Genomic DNA, 20779 nt, shown 5'->3' with positions numbered 1-20779 from the left:
GCTTTTTATATATATTCTTCACGATTGCATATCTTCAGATTCTCAAGAACCTTTTTAATATCACCGGCATGATCCTTGGAACAAATTAATGTGGCATCTTCCGTGTCAACTACAATCATGTCTTCCAAACCAACAGTCGCTAACAGCTTTTTTTCTCCCTGAATAATGCAGTTATGAGTATTTACTGTAATAATATTTCCATTAACTACGTTACCGAACTCATTGGTCTTTTTTATTCGTTCCACTGCAAGCCAGGAACCTACATCATCCCAACCAAAGGTTCCTGGAAGAATGTAGATATTATCCGCTTTCTCCATAATGCCATAATCAATGGATTGGGACTGAATTCCATAAAATTCTTTTTCCAGAACGGTCTCTTCCGTTTCTGTTCCTATAACTGCCTGAATTCTTTTCAGGGCATTATAGGTATCTGGCATGTATTTTTCCATATTTTTTAATATAGAGGATACTTTCCAGATAAACATACCACTGTTCCACAGATATTCTTCTGAAGACAAATACTCTTTCGCCACTTCCAAACTCGGTTTTTCTACAAATCGGTCCACTTTATATGATCGTCCCTCAGTGACCTGCGGATCAAATTTAATATATCCATATCCTGTCTCTGGGTAATCTGGAGCAATACCAATTGTAACTAAATTATCATTCTTTTCAGCCACATCACTGGCATCTTGCAATGTCCGGATAAACATTTTATTGAATTTAATTAAATGATCTGACGGAAATACAAACATCATAGCATCATTATACTTTTGTGCTATATGCATGGCCCCAAGTCCGATACATGGAGCTGTGTTGCGTCCCACAGGTTCACAAAGGACATTTTGTTCTGGAAGACCTGGAAGTTGTTTTAAAACCAAATCTTTATAATCTTTGTTAGTAGAAACGTATACATCTTCCAATTTTACCATTGAAGAAATACGATCTACAGTCAACTGGATCATTGTTTTTCCGTCATCTGTCAGAGATAAAAACTGTTTTGGCATATTTTTACGGCTTTTAGGCCAGAAACGTTCTCCACGCCCACCGGCCATGATAAGGGCTGTTGTGTTCACTTATACGGTTCTCCTTTTGTTTCATCTTATAGGTATTGTACTATGTTAAAATCTAAAAATCAAATTATAATTTTCTTAAGCAATAACTATAGATATAAAGATGTATAAACCAAAAAAATATATTTAATTATCATTGAAATAGTTGCAAATCAACCTTTCAGCCAATGAGACTTACTTTGGGCTATATTGGCATTTAACATCGTATGTCTGGATCAAATAATACCTCTCAATTTTCTGTAAACACCATCTCTCTGATTGAAATCCCTAGATTTCTTGTATCTTCAGACAATCCAAGCTTTGCAGGCGACAGTGAATCAGGTAAAAGTATTGTCATATTTACAATTCTATTCTTGGGATTTTCAAAAACAAAATTAATTTCTTGTTCACCTTCAATTGTATTGCAAAACACTTGATTTTCATTAATAAAAATTGTCACCTTTTGTGGCTGATAAAAAGTCCCCATAATATCAATATGTCCTTTTATCATGGGCGCAGAACTATTTAACAGCATACTCATATTAAATTTATCAGCATCTGTCCATGACATTCGTTCTTCTTTACCTGAAATACCTGATTGTACATAATTATCAGCATTATAATTTTCGGAGAAAAACAATATCTTATCGCCAAGTGCATATTCATTCAGATGCCGATAATTATCTTTTACATTTATATATCTATACTGTCCTTCATCAACGCTTTTTGATTTTAATTTGTTTTTATCTACACTATTACCTTGCGAATCAACCAACATCCAATTTTCCGAGTAGAATACCTCCTCCGCTTCTTCGCTGAGTAGAATTTTCCTAATATATCCATCATTGTTAACATACACCACTGGTTCAGATGATTCATATAACTCCACTCCAGTAGTTCTTGAATAGAAAATGCCATGTGTAGGATTATACAACTCTGGAAAATTATTCATGATTGCTTTTGTCCATGGAGCAAATTGGTTACTCGAAAAATCCCCTCCTCCCCAAATAATATAGCCAACAATTGCTGTTGTAAACACAGCTTCCGACAAACAAACAGCAATTAACCTCTTTCCATTATCTTTGTCTATATTTAGATTCATTCCAATAAAAAAAATCAGCACTGGTATTATCCAAACATTATATCTCATAATATTTTGCATTCCGCTGTTTATCTGCAATTGATGTGCAATAATATACAACATTCCAAAAACACCCACTAAATTTATAATAACGGATCTCATATTATTCTTTAATCCAGTTATAGCCATAACTATAAAGCTAATGAGAACAATTGGTTCGTAAGGTAAAATTCCTAAATTTAAATCAAACGCATAATCTAGGGCTTTATGAAGTAAATATTTATTTTCCATGGCAACATCTGCCACAAGATTATATGTCCCAAACCTAACATATGTTGAAATAAGTGGAAGAAAAGCCGGAATATAAAAAATTACATAAGGTATAACTTTTTTCCAATATAATTTTGCAAAATTAGCAAAATCAAACTTTTTATATTCGCTTATGTATCGCTGTATACACTCAACAATATAATCAATTCCTACCATCATAGCAAAAGGTATAACACCTAGATTTTGTGTGGCTGCTATTGACAAAAAAAAGATTGATCGGCCATATTGTTTATTATAGTAAAAAACCAATCCCATAACCACAAATGCAAATATGTACACCTCACTATGCGACCAACACAAATAAAAAATTATTGGATTAAAAATCAAAAGTGCTAAAATACATAATTTTCTTTTTGCATCGGTTCTTAGACAAAAAAATATCACCAAGATGGCCGCCAGCCATAAAATGTAATTAGTAATACTGAATGCCCATAACGGATATATTCCCAAGGCTAAAATAACCCTCTTTACAGGCGTTACCAAGGCAGAATAAGCACCATAATGATTGCTGTACCTTGCATTGTCGCTTTCATGCATATGAATTTCATTATTATATTCTGCTTCAAGAGCCTCTGCTTCGTTGTAAAATTCTTCCTTTGCGTTACTTAAATCTTCTTCTGTAATCCCAAATGAAAAATGATTTTGAAAAGCTACAGTCTGCATAATATATTCTTTACCATCACCTTGAACACCTGGTGTAACAGTGAGTAAACGCAATGCCGCTCCGATAACAAAAACAACAATTAATATTACAGAATATTTGTTGCTCTTAAGAGTTATTTTCATATGTTCCCTTGTATGATAATTAGGAAGTTAATTATCACACGTTCCTTTCTTTTTAATATCGTGGTTATAATACATTCAGATACTGTGGACTTTTGATTTTTTCCTGTAGCTTTGACTACTCAACTGGAGTGTATTGCCGCTACCTTTATCTGAATTGTTTATATGCTGGATGTACCGGAGCACTTTGTTCCAATGAGTACTTATTTCAATCAAGTCTACGATGATAATCGCTGGTGGATATCACGGTATCAGATCTTACGAAAGGGAGGTACAACCTCATGATTTACGTTGGTATTGATATTGCCAAACTTAACCATTTCGCCGCTGCCGTTTCTTCGGAGGGCGAGATACTCATTGAGCCGTTCAAATTCACTAATGACGCTGATGGCTTCCAACTGCTGATTTCCAAAATCGAATCATTCGATAAGGACAGCACCATCATCGGTCTTGAGTCCACGGCACACTACGGTGACAACCTTGTTCGATACCTTGTTGCCAATCTTTACAAAGTGTGTGTTCTCAACCCTATTAAGACGTCTCAGATGCGAAAGAACAACATTCGCAAAACTAAGACAGATAAGGTCGACACTTACGTTATTGCTAAAACTCTAATGATGCAGGATTCCTTACGGTTCGTCAGCTTCTATGATCTTGATCTGATGGACTTAAAAGCTCTTGGACGCTTTCGCCAGAAAACGATAAAACAGCGAACCCGCCTTAAAATCCAACTGACAACCTATGTTGATCAGGTCTTCCCGGAATTGCAATACTTCTTTAAATCCGGTCTGCATCAGAATGCTGTCTATGCCCTTCTTAATGAAGCACCTTCTCCTAACAAGATTGCTTCCATGCATATGACTCATCTGGCAAATCTGCTCAAAGTGAAGTCTCATGGTCACTTTACAAAGGAGCAGGCCAAAGAATTAAGAGTTCTGGCACAGAAGTCTGTCGGTGCAAACGACAGCGCTATATCTATTCAGATAACCCAGACCATTCAACAAATCGAGTTACTGGATAGCCAATTAAATAAGATTGAAGCAGAGATGACGGACATCATGAATTTCAATGAATCAGTCATCATGACCATTCCTGGTATCGGATACATAAATGGCGGAATGATTCTTGGTGAAATAGGTGATATTCACCGTTTCTTAAGTCCTAACAAGCTGCTTGCTTTTGCTGGTTTAGATCCGTCCGTATATCAGTCTGGAAACTTTCAGGCTAAACGAACTCGTATGTCCAAACGTGGCTCTCGTGTACTGCGATATGCCTTAGTAAATGCAGCTTGGAACGTTGTAAGAAACAACGACACCTTCAAGGCTTATTATGATGCCAAGAGGGCAGAAGGCCGAACTCACTATAATGCCCTTGGGCACTGTTCCGGCAAGTTAGTCAGAATCATCTGGAAGATGCTCACTGACGAAGTTGAATTTAACCTCGAATAAGAGGTCTGTATACCAATATCGATAGATTTTGAAAAAGCACCCTCAGGGAGCTCTATTAAAGTTACCCTATTTTACCATCGATACGAAATAGAATTTTTTGCTAATTTATGATTGACTTTTCATAGCTGGTCTCCTTTAATAACTGCACTTATATTTTTTTAAGTCAGAAGTTTGCTTGCAACATGATTAGGTATAATGCCCAAGACATTTGCCACTATTTTCACGACCATAACATTGATAAGCAGTCTTTCTCCCCCACATACACAGCCAATCTACTATTCCTTAGCCCGTTCTGCATGCAAAGAATGAAATGGGTTCGTGCATAAGTACTTTTTTAGTTGAAGCCGCACTTTGAAAAACCTTTTTTCAATTTATCACATAGACAAAGAATACTGCTATCGCACAGACAATAATAGTACTAACCATTGTGCTTGCCCCTAACAGATGATCCATCACCCAATATACAACTATATGCACTACCGTTATGCAAGCACCGAAAATAAATAGGGAATAATATCCTTTTATTTTTAATATAACTTTCATATATTCATATTAATCACGTATTTCTTTATTAATCACCCAAAAATCTTAAAGTGCCTACTGGCCAATTTTAACAATTCGGGGAACATTTATTAAATTCACATCTCCTTGTCTTAGTCTAAAAGAAATATCAACAAATTTCATTTTTTTAAATCAGAAAATGGAGCATTTATATCAGGTATCTTAACACAAAATTACAAGTGCAAAAGAAAGCATACGATACGCTCCACATATGCTCTTCAATCTCCACGAGCAGCACATTTTCTGATAACTGCATTGCATTCCGTTCTTATTTTCCAAAACACTTTAAAATCTATTCACTTTATCAGCCCATTGGGATCAATCTTAAAAATATAATCTGCTTCATTTTAAATGACTAATCATCGTTATCTAGACATTATCACCTCATCATTCTTCGTTCCCTCTCTATACTTATTTTTTTTCTTAAATATAACAAGCTTGCTTGCCAAATAATTCAAGATAATCACAACTATATTAGCAACAAGTTTCACTAAAACATCATCCAACACGAAAATTTCTACGAAAATGAACATACAAGCCCAGTCAAAAACACCTGTTGCTAATCTGCAACAAAAAAAAGAAACCATTTCTCTCAAAATTCCACAGGTTCCTTTTACTTCACTATAAAAAACCCATTTTCTATTAGTGACATAAGCAAATAAAACTGCTACAATCCAGGAAATTATTGTACTGAGCATAGTTGAAGCGTTCAACAAATGTGCTATCAACCAGTAAATCACTACATTGACTAGTGTTGTACAAATTCCCAAAAGCAAATATGGCATTATATCTTTGTATTTACCATAAATTTTTTTAATATCCATATTGCTATTTTATTCCCTTCTTAAGTAATTTGAAATCTCCTAAAGATTTCCAGCCTATTTTCAAAATTTTAGGAATATTAATTGAATTAACTCCGCCCTGACGAGGTTTAAAGGTAATTGTCTTAAATGTCATCTTTTCTTTGTAATATGCAAAGTATGTAGTCATCATAATATTAGGCAAATTATAAGTTGATGGCATCTTGTACAAATACTTCTTTACGATATTGGCCTTCATCAAACGAAACGGTGCATTCGCATCCGGAATTTTTACTCCAAAATATATTTTAAGCAAAAAGCATACAACATGTTCTACAAAGGCTCTTGATTTCCCATCACCTCTAACAACACGTTTACCAAATATACCATCATAATGATTTCTCATATTCCAAAACGCGATAAACTCATCAGGATTTGTCTGTCCATCAGAATCTGTCTGAAAAATATAATCTGCCCCCTCTTTAATTGAATAATCATAAAGAGCAATCACTTTGGGTCCATGCTGTTTTCCTGTATCTGACAGAATAACTAATCTCGGAAATTTTTTTTGTAGTCTAAGCAAAATATCATGTGTTAAATCAAGACTTCCACTATCTGCAATAACTAATCTCGACTTTTCGTTCTTTCCCTCTAATACTGTATACCATGACTTAACAGTCTCCTCAATATTCTCCTCTTCATTATAAGCAGGCATAACCACATACAAAATATCCATTTTATTTCCTCTCTCTCATTTCTTATGACACTTGGTTCACATTTATATAGTCTCTTTTTGAAAACATGGGTTGGGAAAATTGAGTAAATTAACTTTTAATAAAATCCAAATACTTTTTTGTTATCACTTCCCAAGAATAATTCTCCAACACAAATTTTCTCCCATTTTCTCCCATACTATTCGCTTTTTCTACATTGTCTATCAAATAATTTACACAGCCTTCAAATTCAAAATAATCTTTAAAATACAATCCTCCCTCTGCTTGTTCCGCAAAATAACTGGTAACATTACAATCTTGATGTACAATAATCGGACGACTACATAACCAGCTTTCCATAATAACTAAGGAAAAACTTTCATTCTTAGAAGGTTGACATAAACATAGTGAGGCAGTAAAAGCATCATATTTCTCCTGCATACTTACAAATCCTAAATCAATAACATCCGATCTTATATCTTTAGAAATCTCAATTTCTCCACCACCAATTAAAATAAGTTTAAGTTCATTTATATTTCTTTTCTTATATTCATTAAAATATTGCACTAATGTATCAACATTTTTTCCTTTATCTTTACGGCCTGCATACACAATAAACGGACTATTTATATTATACTTTTTTCTAAAAGCCGTTTCACTACCTTTAACATCCGTATAAACGCCTTCACCTAAAACTGCTTGTTTCACATTTTTAAAATTGAATACTCTATTTGCTAAATCATATTCAGGTTGAGCATGATAAATAATCCCTTTAATATGCTCAAATACATCTTTATATATATCTAAGTACAAATAACTCTCATCATGAAAACATGGAATTAAAATAGCTTTCTCTGGACATGCCTTGCAACCATAATATGTGGTTCCAAACATATACGGAATATAAATAAATGCATCATATTTATTACTGTTTTCATTAATATATCGGTACATTTCTGGAGAGTTTATCATTTCTTCTATATATGTTTTTTCTTCCGCTTTACTTATCTCTATTTGATTCATCAATTTGTAGTTAACTTGATCAAATAATCTAACATTTCTTTTTCTTACAGGAAAACGTCTTACTGGTATATCATATACAAATTCTATACCTTGCTTATAATAATTTTGATTCCAATCACTATTAAAATCCTTTACACAAGTTGTAATTACCTCAACATCAATATTGGCTTCATGAAGGTGTGTTGCCAGACCTCTAAGTTCCATTTCAGCACCTCCTGGTATATTTTCACCAAACCAAGGAGGTACAAAAGCAATTTTCTGCATACTATCACTCCCTTTCAGTACTATGTTCATTCAGCTCTGATATATAGTTTATAAGCTTTGTTAATTTACTTATAATAATATTCCATTGATAGTTATCTGCAACATACTTTCTTCCATTAATCCCCATATTACGTGCAATTTCTGAATGTTTTAAAAGAAAATTCAAACTGCCCTCAAACTCAAAATAATTATTGTAATAAAGGCCTGCATTACTTTTAATACAATGACCTTTTAATACATCACACCACTCATTAACCAAAACAGGAATTCCTAAAGCCATAGCTTCCAGAACCACTATAGATAAACTTTCAAATTTTGATGGCAATATCAATAATTTTGCGCCACTAATACCATTAAACTTCTCTTCGTCGCTAACATATCCCAAATCTAAAATATCTTCTCTTTCTGGCACATTAATTACACTTTTTCCCATCAAAACCAATTTAACATTATTCAAATTCCTTTTTTTATATTCGTTAAAATAGCAAAATAGCTCATGACAGTTTTTTCCTTCATCTATTCGACCAACATAAATGATGTATTCGTCTAATTGATATTTATCCTTAAACTGTTTTGAATCAACCTTATTGGGAATTTCAATCCCAGCACCCCCAATGTCACTTTTTATATTACTATTTTTAAATTTTTCATTTACTAATTTTTTTTCTTCAATAGTATTATAAAAAATTGCTCGGGGAGATTGGAATAATCTATTAACTATATTCATTTTTAAAAAAGGTTCATCATGCGCATCTGGAACTAATATAGCTTTATCTTTAACAAATTCAAGTCCAAAAATAGTTTGATAATAAAGATATGTGAAAAATACAAATACATCATATTTATTTCTGTTTTCAATTATATAATTCAATAAATCCGGTACTAGTGGACCCTGTTTTTCCATCCAATCTTTTTCTTCATCTTCCGTTAAACCCTGATATAAAAATCGTCCATTAATTTCATCAAACTCTTTTTGATTCCGCTGACATTTAACTGAAAAACGTCTTACCATTACACCATTAATATATTCCAATTTATGTACGTATTCATCTTTCCATGACATATAATCAATAGCCTTCGTTGTAATGACTTCAAGTTCAACACTTTCTTTTATATGTTCTGCAATTTGCCTACAATGAAGCTCTGCTCCCCCATTAACTTCCAAGCCATAACGCTGAACTACAAAACAAACTTTACGTTTCATTTCAATCCCCTATAAATTCTTTCAAATAGTTCATAAATAATTTTTCTACTCTTTTATTTGAAAAATATTCTAATCTTTCTTTTTGATTCATAATAATTCTACTTTTTAAATCAGTATCCTTCATAATTTTATTAATTAATTCAGCCGTAATTATCGGATCCTTTTCTTTTAATAATATCCCCCCCCCTCCTAACGTTTCTCCAATTGCACAATTATCATAAGCAATAATCGGGATTTCAAAATACATGGCTTCTACGAGAGGAACACAAAACCCTTCATGCTCGCTCATACACAAAAACAAATCTGCAATTTTATAGTAAGCTAAAATCTCATCAAATTTGACATGTCCTGTAAATATTACACCATCTAATTCTAAAAGTTTCACATATCGTTTTAGTTGTTTATCATAATTCTCTAATCCGTTACAGGATCCAACCAAAAATAATCTTGACTTTTTATTAATATAATTATGATAATAATAAAAAGCTTTAATAACGTCTTCTTGTTTTTTATTAGGTGCCATTCTCCCAGTAAATAAAATATTTATATATCCATCGTCTTTATATTTATTCAGAATATTGTCATTAGGCTTTTTGTCATAATCTTCGAAAGGAATAATAATAGGTAAAACATCAATATTCATCTTATATCCCATTTTTATCAATTCTTCTTTATTAAATGACGAATCAGCTAATACATATTCAACTTTATCATTTAAATATTCTGTTTCTTTTAATCCTTCTCTGCATAATTGTTCAAGTTCAGAACTATATCCACAAAAAAAATGGGAAGGAGTAATATTATGGTATATAACAATTTTTCTCGCTGAAAAAGTTTTTATCTTATAATTAAGTTTCGTTCCTGTAGATAAATGATAAATGATTATATCATTTTTAGTAACCTTTTTTAATTTTTTGATTGGATTCACAATAGTAGGAGACAATCTTTTATCAATATTTTCCGCATAAACTTCTGTTGAATAACCACTTTCAATTAATAAATTTTTAATGGCTAATACATCATTACTTACAGCGTCTCCATATGAAATCGTAGGTAATAACTGAATAATCCTCATCATTCTTTCTTTACTCCTAGTTGCTTTCATCTTTTTGATTAGCCATATAATTATCGATTTGATTCAAACAATTAACAACATATGAATTGAATAACTTTTGATCATTAATTATTGGGCGAAATATAATATAATATCCTTTCCGTACAATCCTTTTTAACACCTTTTTTATTCCCACACTATTATTACAAGAAGAATTATTAGCACTTAAATTAGCCATGTATAAATTATGTTTCCATTCACTTAATAAAAACTTATTTTTCTCCTCTACTTTTTCAATAACTACATCCGAAAAACTTAATATACTTTTATTATAACCTCTTTCTTGTATCTCTTTTCGTATCTCTTCCATTATTTTTTTTACATCAATTCCATTATCTTGCATATTCTCCCCTGTACCTTTCCATTAAGATATGGTTTGGCTTTCCTCTCTTAAAAAGTAACAATATAATTTTATTTTCTCACAATTAAAGTGTAATCGCAATATCCAAAAATATTATCATTGATTTTCTTTATGCTTTGATTAACATCTTCTAAATTTTCTATACAATTACTAATTACTTCAGGTATCTGAAATGGAGTTTTTGAAAATGGATTATAATATCTTTCTATTTCTTCAAATCCCGCTATTGTAAACCAATATTCTGCAGTAAGAATGTGAGTGGGCTTTATATGTGATGCATCCAAATAAAAATTCCAATACGTACTTAAATTTTGAGAATTTGGCGTTTCCATTATAAAGTAACTTCCCTTTTTCATTTTTTCGTATGCTTTTTTAATTAAAGAAATTGCATAATCGGTAGATAAATGTTCGATAACTTGAGACATAAAGATCCCATTTAAAGAATCATCTTCTAAGCTATTTAAATATGAAAGGGCATCTCCATACACCACATGAAGTCCCATATTATTACAGTAATCTACAAAAGGCTGATAATTATCAATCCCTACAGCTTTTACACCATTTTCTTTCAATAATTCTAAAAACTCTCCTCGTCCACTGCCAATTTCCAAAACGTTCCCAGAATCAAACTTAGTATAAAATTTAACATATTCTCTTTGACTAACTTTAATTACTTCCCTACTTCCTCTAAACTTATTTTCAAAATCAAAATAATCTATTTCCCCTTGTTCCAAAAGCTTTAAATCAGAAGAAATGTTTAATCTATTTTTGACATACTTTAAAACAGCATCTTGTTCTATTTTTTCTTTTTGAAGAAAATCTAGTTCCAATTTCATTTTATAAAATTGTTGTATCATTGAATCTATTATTTCATAATCTGTCTGAACCAGTTTTTCTAATATCTCAATAATATCATTATTATTTTTCCACCTTCCCCTCCATGGCATAAGTAATTTATGTGAGATAAAAATAAAAAATTTATTAATAAAACACTTATTAGAATTAAAACCTATAACCTCATTATTTTCTTTAACTTTAACAGCTTCTAAATTTTCCAAAAGATTTTCTAGTGTTTTTTTATATTCAAGGAAACCTTCAATATCTTTTTGCATTCTCTTCCTCCAACATATTCCAAGCATGATTAATTCGAAAGATTCCAACATCACTCAAAACAGAATATATTTGAATTTTATGTGCTGCTTTAAAATAATCAACAGGCGTTCCCATATCACTTTCAATTGCAAGATCGATAATATATTCCCCAGGTAATAATGGAACTTGAGAAAGTAAAATTTCAAAGCAACCCTTTTTTTCCAAATCAAATTCTGCCATGTTATCAATCCACGTATTAGTCCCATAACAATGCACCCCATCACTTCTGTAGATACCAATACCAAAAACTGCTTTTTTAACCTTTTTTTTAACTTCATACTCTATTCTTATACTAATATCTTCCCCAGTGCAAAAAACATTCTTTAAAGAATGTTCTTTATCATAACTATTAATTTTCACAATTCTTGCATATCCATTTCCCCATCTTTGTTTCTTATTCTCAAGAATTTCACTCTTATTCATTTCTTTTTCTTTATTTTTATTTCGAAATTTTTCTTCTAAATCTAATTCTTTTATCTCTATAGTATCGTTCCTCTTTTTTCCCATAAAATCCATATATGCAAAGTGTACATCTCTCGAAATTCCAGCCTGTACCACTCTACCATCCTGTATCCAAATACTCCGCTCACAAATTTGTTCAATTTGTCCTAATGAATGAGATACAATTACAATAGTCGTTCCATTTGCCTTTATTTCTCTCAATTTATTAAAGCACTTAGCTTGAAAATTAGTATCTCCCACCGCAAGAATCTCATCAATTAACAAAATATCCGCATCAACATTTATCGCAACTGAAAATGCCAGTCTCATATACATTCCTGACGAATAAGTTCTTACTGGGTTATCAATAAATTCTTCTAGTTCGGAAAAAGCTATAATATCATTTAACCTATCATCAATTTCTTTCCTTGTCAAACCAAATATAGAAGCATTCGTATATATATTCTGCCTTCCACTCATATCAGGATGAAAACCAGCGCCAAGCTCAATCAGACTAGATACTCTCCCCTTCATCTCAATGCTTCCCGAATCAGGGTACATGATTTTTGTTAGTAGCTTTAGTGTTGTACTCTTTCCGCAACCATTATGACCAATTAAGCCAACTGCTTCTCCTTTCTTCACCTCAAAGCTTATTCCCTTTAGTACTTCACGTTCCTCATATCTTCTACGTTTACTAAATAAAGCTATTTCTTTTAAGGTTCTTCCTTTATCCATGTATATTTTAAATTTCTTTGTTATATCATGTACTTCAATTGCATTCTCTGGTTTCATTATAGTTCCTCCGCAAAATGTCTTTTTAGTTTGGAAAATGTCACCAATCCAATTAATAACAATGCCAATCCTAAAAACCATGCATGTGCTAAAGTTTCTATTTCTGGTGCTTTTTTATAATATAAAATATCGCGATAAGCAACTATTATAGGTGTCATAGGATTCAAATTAAATATTGTACGAAATTTCTCTGGAACCATATCAACAGAATACATGACTGGAGTTAGAAACTGCCATGCCATAGTAACAATTCCGAGAATATACTCCACATCCCTTAAATATACTGTTATAGCAGAAGAAATCAAAGCCACACTCAAAGAAAGTATATACTCCACAATCATAATAATAGGTAGATATAAAAGCGCTATAGGATTAAGTCCTTTTCCAGAAAGAACTAATACTGCAAAAATAACCAAAAAGCTTAATAGCATATTTACGAATTGGCTTGTTACAAATGCTATAGGAAGAACTTCTCGTGGAAAGTATATCTTCTTCACCATTTCCTTTTGAGACCAAATGCAACTGGCTCCACCTGAAAGAGATGTATTAAAAAATATCCAGGGAATTAAAGCAACAAATAAAAATAAATAGTAATCCTCTATGCCACTTCTCATGATAACCGAAAAGACCATAGTATAAACCCCTAATTGCAGCAAAGGGTTAATAAACGTCCACAAAAATCCTAACGCAGATCCTTTATACCTTCCATTCAAATCTCTTCGAACTAAACTAAATATCATTTCTCTATAAGCATACAACTCTTTTAAAGTATTCATAGCATTTCTGTCCCTCTATAATTCTATCATTTCAATATATTTTTCAACAGTTTTATCCCAATTATAATTCTCTCTCACATATCGCTTACCTGCGATCTGCATTTTTTTATACTCCGTTTCATTATCAAGCAAAAATTCAAGACCGCTTTCAAATTCCTCATAAGATTTGTAACTAACCCCCGCCTTGCTCTTATTACAATGTCCTACAAGGACCTCACATGCTCCGTTTACAAGAACCGGAACGCCCATGGACATAGCCTCCAATACCACAAGAGAAAGGCTCTCATGCTCTGATGGCATTATTAATAATTTAGCACCGGCAATTGCAGAACATTTCTCTTCCTCACTAATAAATCCCAAGCAATGTATCCTTTTATCTTCCGGCTTAGCTATCATCATTTTTCCCACAACAACCAGTTTCAAATCCTTTTGTTTTGCTGTATTAAATCGAGAAAAAAAAGAAAACAGTTCATCACACTTCTTACTTGTATCGACACGCCCCACATAAACAGCATAATTAAAATCTATATTATATTTTTTTTTAAATAAACTCCCATCTACGTCATCACAAATATCAATACCAGCTCCTGCTACTCGATGTGGTATTTCTTCATTTTTAAATAAGCATTCCACAAACGTTTTTTCTTCATCAGTAAGATATACAATTCCCTTAGGGCTTTTAAAAAGCTTCCGGTATGTATTAAAATAGATGCAGTACTCATTATGAGCAGTAGGTACAAAAACAGACTTATCAGCTACTTCCGGTAACCCAGCAACTGTTGTATAATACAAATATGTGACAAAAATAAATACATCATAATTATTCTTTTCCTGCTTTATATACTTAACCAGTTCTGGACAATATGGACCCTGTGCTCTAATCCAGACAGGTTCTAATATTTTCCAAAGTGCCGGAAGGCTCTTAACTAACTTATTAAAAAGTTTAAACTCCAATACATTACGAGGTTTTTTCACAGCATATCTTCGAACCAACACCCCATCTACAATCTGAGTACCTTGTAAGTAATAGGGTGACCAGGTATCATAATCCAACGACGTAGTAGTTAATACCTCAACATCATAGTAATCTTTAAGATGTTCAGCAAGTTTTTTTGTATAATATTCAGAGCCTCCGTTAACTTCTGCACCATACCTCTGATTTACTATAGCAATCTTCTTTTTCATTATGCATCATTCCCTATATATATTATCAATCCTATTATTGATAATTTCTACTGCCTGAGCCATATTTAATCGTTTTTCAATATGTGCTTTAGCCTGTTTAGCCATCTTTTGATAAAACTCCGGCTTTTCATAAAGTTCTTTCATATAAAAAGCGGCCTGTTCCACATCAGGTTCCGCCCAATGATTTCCTTTTCTAAACAGACCCATATCTTGTTCTAATTCTATTAATTCGAAATCAACTAAACATGCGGTATCCTTTGTCATAAACTCCGTATTCGAAGACCAATTTGTAGCTATAACCGGAGTTCCCAAAGACATTGCCTCCGCCAGTACCAGACCAAATCCCTCTGCCCTATGAAGTGACACCACAACATCAACACACTTGATAAGACTATTCACCTGATCACGGTTCAAAACTTCTGTAATAAAATATACATTATTATAATTTTCCAACTCCAGCCTTAGTGCTTTTTCCTCTTCAGCCGTACAGTTATTTATCTTGATAACCAATCCCGTCCGATTTTCTTTACTAAAAGCCTTTTTATAAGCTTCTAATACTGCTCCCGGATTTTTCCTTTCCGTCATGCTTGTTCTGTCATACATCATTAAAAACAGAAATTTGTCTTCTGGCAAAACAAAATCTGATCTTTGATATTCCTTTTCCACCTGCACGGATACATGATATGGAATGGTTATAACCGGCAAATCTGTCTTTTTACGAATACTCTTACTAATAAATTCTGATGGTGTCCACACTTCATCTAATAAATGAAAACATGGCACCCATTCATCTGGAAACTCTTCCAGCTCCCAAAGCCAAAAACCTATATTGTACCTCTTATCCCAAAAAGATCGGTCCATTTGTAAAAATGCCAATCCCAGTTCATGTGGATTAATATGGATCAAATTAATATTATAAGGCAGATTATTTATTATTTTGGAATCGAACCTTGTATTAGTATTAGACATAAGACCCAACTGATTATATTGATAAATCGAATATGGCAGTTGACATTCCTCCAATTCGTCTGCAACCAAACGGCAACTCTGTCCCAATCCCGTATCGGCTTTTATATTACCAATTAAGTTAATACCATCTTTATATTCTCCTCGTTGAAAAGGCTTCCGTTCTATCTTCAAAATCTTTTTATAACTATCCTGTATCATCTTCCTCTTCATATGACGAAGCATCTCATACGGAAAAATTCTTAGAAGAACTGGTTTTAAATAGCCCGTCACATCCAGTAATACTCTCGATATATTCATATAGTTTCTCCATCAATCTAATAATCCATTTAAAACCACATTTGCTGTAGGAAAACACTTTTATACATATGCTCTTTCATCTATATCATTATGCTTTCAATAACTCCTCATATAATTTTAATATTTTATCAGACATAACATTTATTGTATAACAGCTCTCCAGCCTTTTTCTAGCTTCCTTCCCCATTATACACCGTTCTTCTGGATGATTTATAATCCATTGCATGGCATTTCTTAAATCCTGAACGTTTCCTGGCTCTACTGTCAAGCCTGTGATACCGTGAATACTAACTTCAGGAACCCCACTAGGTAGATTCGTATTAATCACTGGCTTGCCGTAAGCCATTGCCTCCAATTGAACCAAACCAAAAGCTTCACTTTTCTCTATTGAAGGTAATACAAATACATCACAACTTGAAAATGCATGGTAAAGTTGTTTTTCTTCAACTCTACCAAGAAAATGAATGCGGTCAGACATACCATGCTCATCTACATAACACTTTAACTTATCCTCTAGATTTCCACTGCCAATTACTGTCAGTTCTGCATCTTTTACCGCTGCAAAGGCCTGGAGTAAAATATCAATACCTTTATAATATACAAGCCTTCCAACAAACAAAAATCTGCAATATTTAGTCAAATTGGGAGCAGCGTCTTTTAAGTACTGTTTTCCTTTTTTTTCAATCTCATCATTAACGGCAAATGGAATTGTAATGCACTTGCTCTGATAAGGTTTTAAATAAGAAGATCCCTTAATAACCCCATCCGCTCCAACAATAATAGCATCTACCCGTTTAAGGAACAGCTTCATAATTGGCCGATATAAAATCATCAGTTTTTTTTGTTTTACTACATCACTATGCCAATATAGCACTACCTTTCCTTTGTAACTGGAAAGTAGAAATGCCAAATCCCCAAGAGGAAACGGAGCATGAAATTGAAGAATATCTTTTCCCCTTGCCTCTTTTCGCAATTCCCATAAGAAGCTAAAAGAAATTGGTAAAGAAAAAAGGATGCCAAAGCTTCCACAGCGGTGTACGGGAATACCATTAACAATTTCTTTCTTCCCTATCCCTTTTGGTTGACAGACCAAAATACTCATTTCCGTTTTTTCTTTCAAAGATTCTGCTATATGCTGAACAGTCCGTTCGATACCTCCAATATCCGGATAATATAACTTATTAACTTGTAATATCTTTATCTTCTTCACCATATTCTCCCGGAACTAATGTAGCAGTAGTTTGTCCTTCTGCCACCCCTTCTGTGCTATCCTTCATAAATATAACCTTCAATGTCATTAATATTAACTTTAAATCCAATCGAAAAGAATAATTTTCTATATACATTAAATCCATCTTTAGTTTATCATAGGGTGTTGTATTATATTTCCCATAAATCTGTGCATAGCCCGTTAATCCCCCTTTTACCTTTAAACGGTAATCGAATTCCGGCATATATTCCCGATATTCCGCAGCTATTTGAGGGCGCTCTGGCCTTGGGCCTACGAGAGACATTTCCCCTTTTAATATATTAAATAACTGCGGTAGTTCATCAATGCGGGTTCTTCTTATTAGCTTTCCAATAGGTGTTATTCGAACATCACCTTCTGCTGACAAACGAGCTATCCCATCCTTTTCTGCATTCATAATCATACTGCGGAATTTATATACGTCAAACTCCCTCCCTCCCATGGTGAGGCGTGTTTGTTTGTGTATAATTGTGCCGCCATCATATAGCTTAATCAGAACAGCCGTAATTAACATAATAGGAGAAGTTACTAAAATCATCAAAATTGAAAAAGCAATATCAGTTATACGTTTCAATAACTTCTGTTCAAATGTAAAACCATTATTTCTAGATATAAGTAATGGAGTATCAAATATATGCATGTCATCTGAACCTCTAAGAATAATATCAGAGATTTTAGGGGAAAGGTAGGTTCTAATTGATTTTTCAAAACAGTACTTCATTATTATATTTCGATATTGCGATGGAATATCACCGATAATAACCGCTTCATAATTTTCAACTCTTTTAAATATGTAATCCATGCCTTTCTTTATGTCTACAGTTTCACAAATATTGTATTTATCATTTCGAGTATTAATCTTAGCTTTCAATCCAAAAACGGATCTTTCCCCATAGATTAACAACATTTTCTTTGCCGGAAACACGAGACTATATATCCATTGAAATAAGTTTGTCCAAACAGTAATAATCATAAATTGAACAATTGTTAGAATTATAAGAGGTACAACATTTACAAAATGGCGATCCAGCAAACAAATCTGTAAGTATGTAACAGCATTTAAGCATATACCAGAAAGCACCTGCGAATAAATAATATCACCTTTCTTTAAATACCCTACCTTAAAACCACCATAGGTATTTGTAAAGAAAAAATACAATGCTCCATATAAAGTTACCATCAACCAATTTCCTTTGCGAAAAAATGGTAATTCAATATTTTCATTATAGCATTGTAGCCATACAATCCAGAACAAAACCATCTGTAATGATATGGATACCGCTGAAAACAAAAACTTTATTATTCGCTTAAACTGTTCTTTTTGATTCATATTTTTTAACCTCTATCCTTACGCTTACCTCCGCGACTCTAATAGTATAACATAACTAACCAGTTTAATACAATCTTCTCCATAACAAAATAGGATGTTATTATTTAAGAATTTATGAATATTCTTCCTCCAAAAAACTCAAGGTAATCAATGGATTACATAATATCCATCACATGCCTTGAGTTCACTCTTAAAATATATATTTGTTTCAATAAGAAGTCTATAAGTTATATTCATTCATATATCCTTTTATTAGCACTTAACCCAATTAATAACCAAAATACAGGCGTAGTTATAGGAAGGTTAAGATTAACAAACGCTTGAACGCTATAGCAAATAATTCCAAATACAATAGCTATAACAACGGGATTATTTTTATTTAGCCTTAATGAATTGACTATATTACTAACAATAAACATTAAATACGATCCTAAACCTGCAATACCGACGGTAATTAACAAATGTAAATACTCATTATGTGCACTATCAAATAATTCATTATATGGATTATTTGCAGTTCTCTGTAATATAAATATGCCAAACGTTTCAGGCCCAAAACCGATAAGTTTTTTAAAAAAAGAAAGTTCTGAAAAACGTTCCATTGCATTTCTCCAAATATATCCTCGATGAGTTCCCCAATCATCATTAAACACAAAATAGGAACTTAAATTACCATACTTTGTTGAATTATCCAGAATATTTATATCATACCAAATATACAATATGCTTATTAAAACAATTGCTAAAACTAAGAGCCAGATATATTTAATGGCATTTCCATATGTCTTATCATCTTTGTGCAGTTTAATATCCGCAACTTTCCAAATAAATATAACCACCCATAAGACAATCACTATAAAAGGTAATTCAGGTAGGTTAATAACCATATTGAATGCACTTTTTATACCTAATACTCTATCTCCCAAAAACTCATTTAGAAAACCGATAATTTGTACTACTGTAAAAAAGGTTGCAATAATAACCAAATACTTCCTTATTCCATTTTTACGATGAAACATGAAAAATGGCAGTAAAGAAAATAATGCTGCTAAACTGAGATATGCATTATCACTTACACCCATAATAATAGAAAAAAAACCTATAACCATACAAAAATAATAAAAAACAGATCTCTTGAATTCTTTATTCAAAGCAAATAATACTGTTGATATTGCCACTATAATACCTACGTAAGCAGTATAAGTATTAATATTACCAATTGTAGAAGTAAAAATTGCTCTTTGTTCTGGAACCATAGGAGCTTTAAACCCAAGAATATCCATTTTAAAGTAATCTGTAATTCCAAATAAGCATACAAGAATACCTGCTATAAGAATTATATCTATATGACCTGTTTTTAACTTCCACAGCTTACTCACACAAAAATACGACACCACATACCAAGTGATTAAAAACAACCCAGTAAATCTGCCTTCATTTCCCCAAAAAGCTTCATATACATAATCTGATGTAATAGTTGATAAAATGGCGATTAAATAAAATGCTAGAACAGAATAATCTGCAAGTGAAAAATTCATAAAAATGCTTTCAATAAAACTCTTTCCCGATAAATAGCCCCTTTTAATTCGCTGTGCAGCAAAACAACCAACGACTATAATAAACATTGTAATGGAACATATACAATAATAGTAATATTTAGCGGCAAGAATATCAAAGTATTTATCTCTTACAAACAAGGGCAGTCCTGCACCAACCAATATAACATACGCACTTATAGCAAAAGAAACCAAGGTATCACTTTCACCTTTCCTGTAATCGTTTCTATTGAATTCCATCATAATTTATACCCCTTCTACAAAGCCATATTTTTTCACTAAACATTTTTCATTTAGT

General features: G+C 32.5%; 17 protein-coding genes. 1 reads left to right on the top strand and 16 read right to left on the bottom strand.

Annotation, left to right across the window (positions count from 1 at the left end):
• Window positions 1-5 precede the first annotated feature (5 nt).
• Window positions 6-1076, bottom strand: a complete 1071-nt coding sequence (locus tag ACLTWA_RS13820) for a mannose-1-phosphate guanylyltransferase (protein ID WP_412328483.1) — start codon at window positions 1074-1076, stop codon at window positions 6-8.
• A 226-nt stretch (window positions 1077-1302) separates the two neighbouring features.
• Entirely contained in the window at window positions 1303-3249 is a 1947-nt protein-coding gene (locus ACLTWA_RS13815; RefSeq protein WP_412328482.1) for a hypothetical protein, read from the bottom strand.
• Between the two features lie 278 nt (window positions 3250-3527).
• On the opposite strand from ACLTWA_RS13815, the gene ACLTWA_RS13810 reads away from it, so the two are divergent.
• Window positions 3528-4694: an IS110 family transposase gene (locus ACLTWA_RS13810; RefSeq protein ID WP_412327493.1), complete on the top strand. Its 1167-nt coding sequence runs from the start codon at window positions 3528-3530 to the stop codon at window positions 4692-4694.
• A gap of 926 nt (window positions 4695-5620) precedes the next feature.
• Here the strand turns inward: ACLTWA_RS13810 and ACLTWA_RS13805 are convergent.
• The 14 genes from ACLTWA_RS13805 to ACLTWA_RS13740 form a co-directional block, all read right to left on the bottom strand.
• Window positions 5621-6079: a GtrA family protein gene (locus ACLTWA_RS13805; RefSeq protein WP_412328481.1), complete on the bottom strand. Its 459-nt coding sequence runs from the start codon at window positions 6077-6079 to the stop codon at window positions 5621-5623.
• 4 nt (window positions 6080-6083) lie between these two features.
• Window positions 6084-6791 carry a glycosyltransferase family 2 protein gene (locus ACLTWA_RS13800; protein ID WP_412328480.1) on the bottom strand — a complete coding sequence of 236 codons (708 nt, stop codon included), beginning with the start codon at window positions 6789-6791 and terminating at the stop codon, window positions 6084-6086.
• A gap of 88 nt (window positions 6792-6879) precedes the next feature.
• Window positions 6880-8055: a glycosyltransferase family 4 protein gene (locus ACLTWA_RS13795; protein ID WP_412328479.1), complete on the bottom strand. Its 1176-nt coding sequence runs from the start codon at window positions 8053-8055 to the stop codon at window positions 6880-6882.
• 4 nt (window positions 8056-8059) lie between these two features.
• Window positions 8060-9259: a glycosyltransferase family 4 protein gene (locus ACLTWA_RS13790; RefSeq protein ID WP_412328478.1), complete on the bottom strand. Its 1200-nt coding sequence runs from the start codon at window positions 9257-9259 to the stop codon at window positions 8060-8062.
• A 1-nt stretch (window position 9260) separates the two neighbouring features.
• Window positions 9261-10337, bottom strand: coding sequence for a glycosyltransferase family 4 protein (locus tag ACLTWA_RS13785; RefSeq protein ID WP_412328477.1), 1077 nt, complete (start codon window positions 10335-10337; stop codon window positions 9261-9263).
• A gap of 13 nt (window positions 10338-10350) precedes the next feature.
• Window positions 10351-10716 (bottom strand): hypothetical protein, encoded by a 366-nt coding sequence (locus ACLTWA_RS13780; RefSeq protein WP_412328476.1) that lies wholly within the window; start codon window positions 10714-10716, stop codon window positions 10351-10353.
• A 68-nt stretch (window positions 10717-10784) separates the two neighbouring features.
• A complete protein-coding gene (locus ACLTWA_RS13775; protein ID WP_412328475.1) occupies window positions 10785-11846 on the bottom strand; it encodes a class I SAM-dependent methyltransferase in 1062 nt (353 codons plus the stop codon).
• On the bottom strand, window positions 11830-13119 hold the full coding sequence (locus tag ACLTWA_RS13770) for an ABC transporter ATP-binding protein (RefSeq protein WP_412328474.1): 1290 nt from the start codon (window positions 13117-13119) through the stop codon (window positions 11830-11832). The genes ACLTWA_RS13775 and ACLTWA_RS13770 overlap by 17 nt, the downstream gene beginning before the upstream one ends.
• Complete coding sequence (locus ACLTWA_RS13765; protein ID WP_412328473.1) at window positions 13119-13895, bottom strand: ABC transporter permease; 777 nt, start codon at window positions 13893-13895, stop codon at window positions 13119-13121. The genes ACLTWA_RS13770 and ACLTWA_RS13765 overlap by 1 nt, the downstream gene beginning before the upstream one ends.
• 15 nt (window positions 13896-13910) lie before the next feature.
• A complete protein-coding gene (locus ACLTWA_RS13760) occupies window positions 13911-15080 on the bottom strand; it encodes a glycosyltransferase family 4 protein (protein ID WP_412328472.1) in 1170 nt (389 codons plus the stop codon).
• A 6-nt stretch (window positions 15081-15086) separates the two neighbouring features.
• Entirely contained in the window at window positions 15087-16346 is a 1260-nt protein-coding gene (locus ACLTWA_RS13755) for a glycosyltransferase family 4 protein (protein WP_412328471.1), read from the bottom strand.
• Window positions 16347-16434: 88 nt separating this feature from the next.
• Window positions 16435-17556, bottom strand: coding sequence for a glycosyltransferase (locus ACLTWA_RS13750; RefSeq protein WP_412328470.1), 1122 nt, complete (start codon window positions 17554-17556; stop codon window positions 16435-16437).
• The gene (locus tag ACLTWA_RS13745) at window positions 17528-18925 is read right to left on the bottom strand and encodes an exopolysaccharide biosynthesis polyprenyl glycosylphosphotransferase (protein ID WP_412328469.1); all 1398 of its coding nucleotides are present in this window, start codon (window positions 18923-18925) and stop codon (window positions 17528-17530) included. The genes ACLTWA_RS13750 and ACLTWA_RS13745 overlap by 29 nt, the downstream gene beginning before the upstream one ends.
• A gap of 233 nt (window positions 18926-19158) precedes the next feature.
• Window positions 19159-20724 carry an O-antigen ligase family protein gene (locus ACLTWA_RS13740; protein WP_412328468.1) on the bottom strand — a complete coding sequence of 522 codons (1566 nt, stop codon included), beginning with the start codon at window positions 20722-20724 and terminating at the stop codon, window positions 19159-19161.
• Window positions 20725-20779 lie beyond the last annotated feature (55 nt).

It is taken from the genome of Lacrimispora sp., assembly GCF_046972725.1.
Classification (GTDB): domain Bacteria; phylum Bacillota; class Clostridia; order Lachnospirales; family Lachnospiraceae; genus Lacrimispora.
Note: the sequence above shows the minus strand (reverse complement) of the source record. Positions and strands in the feature narration are given on the sequence as shown.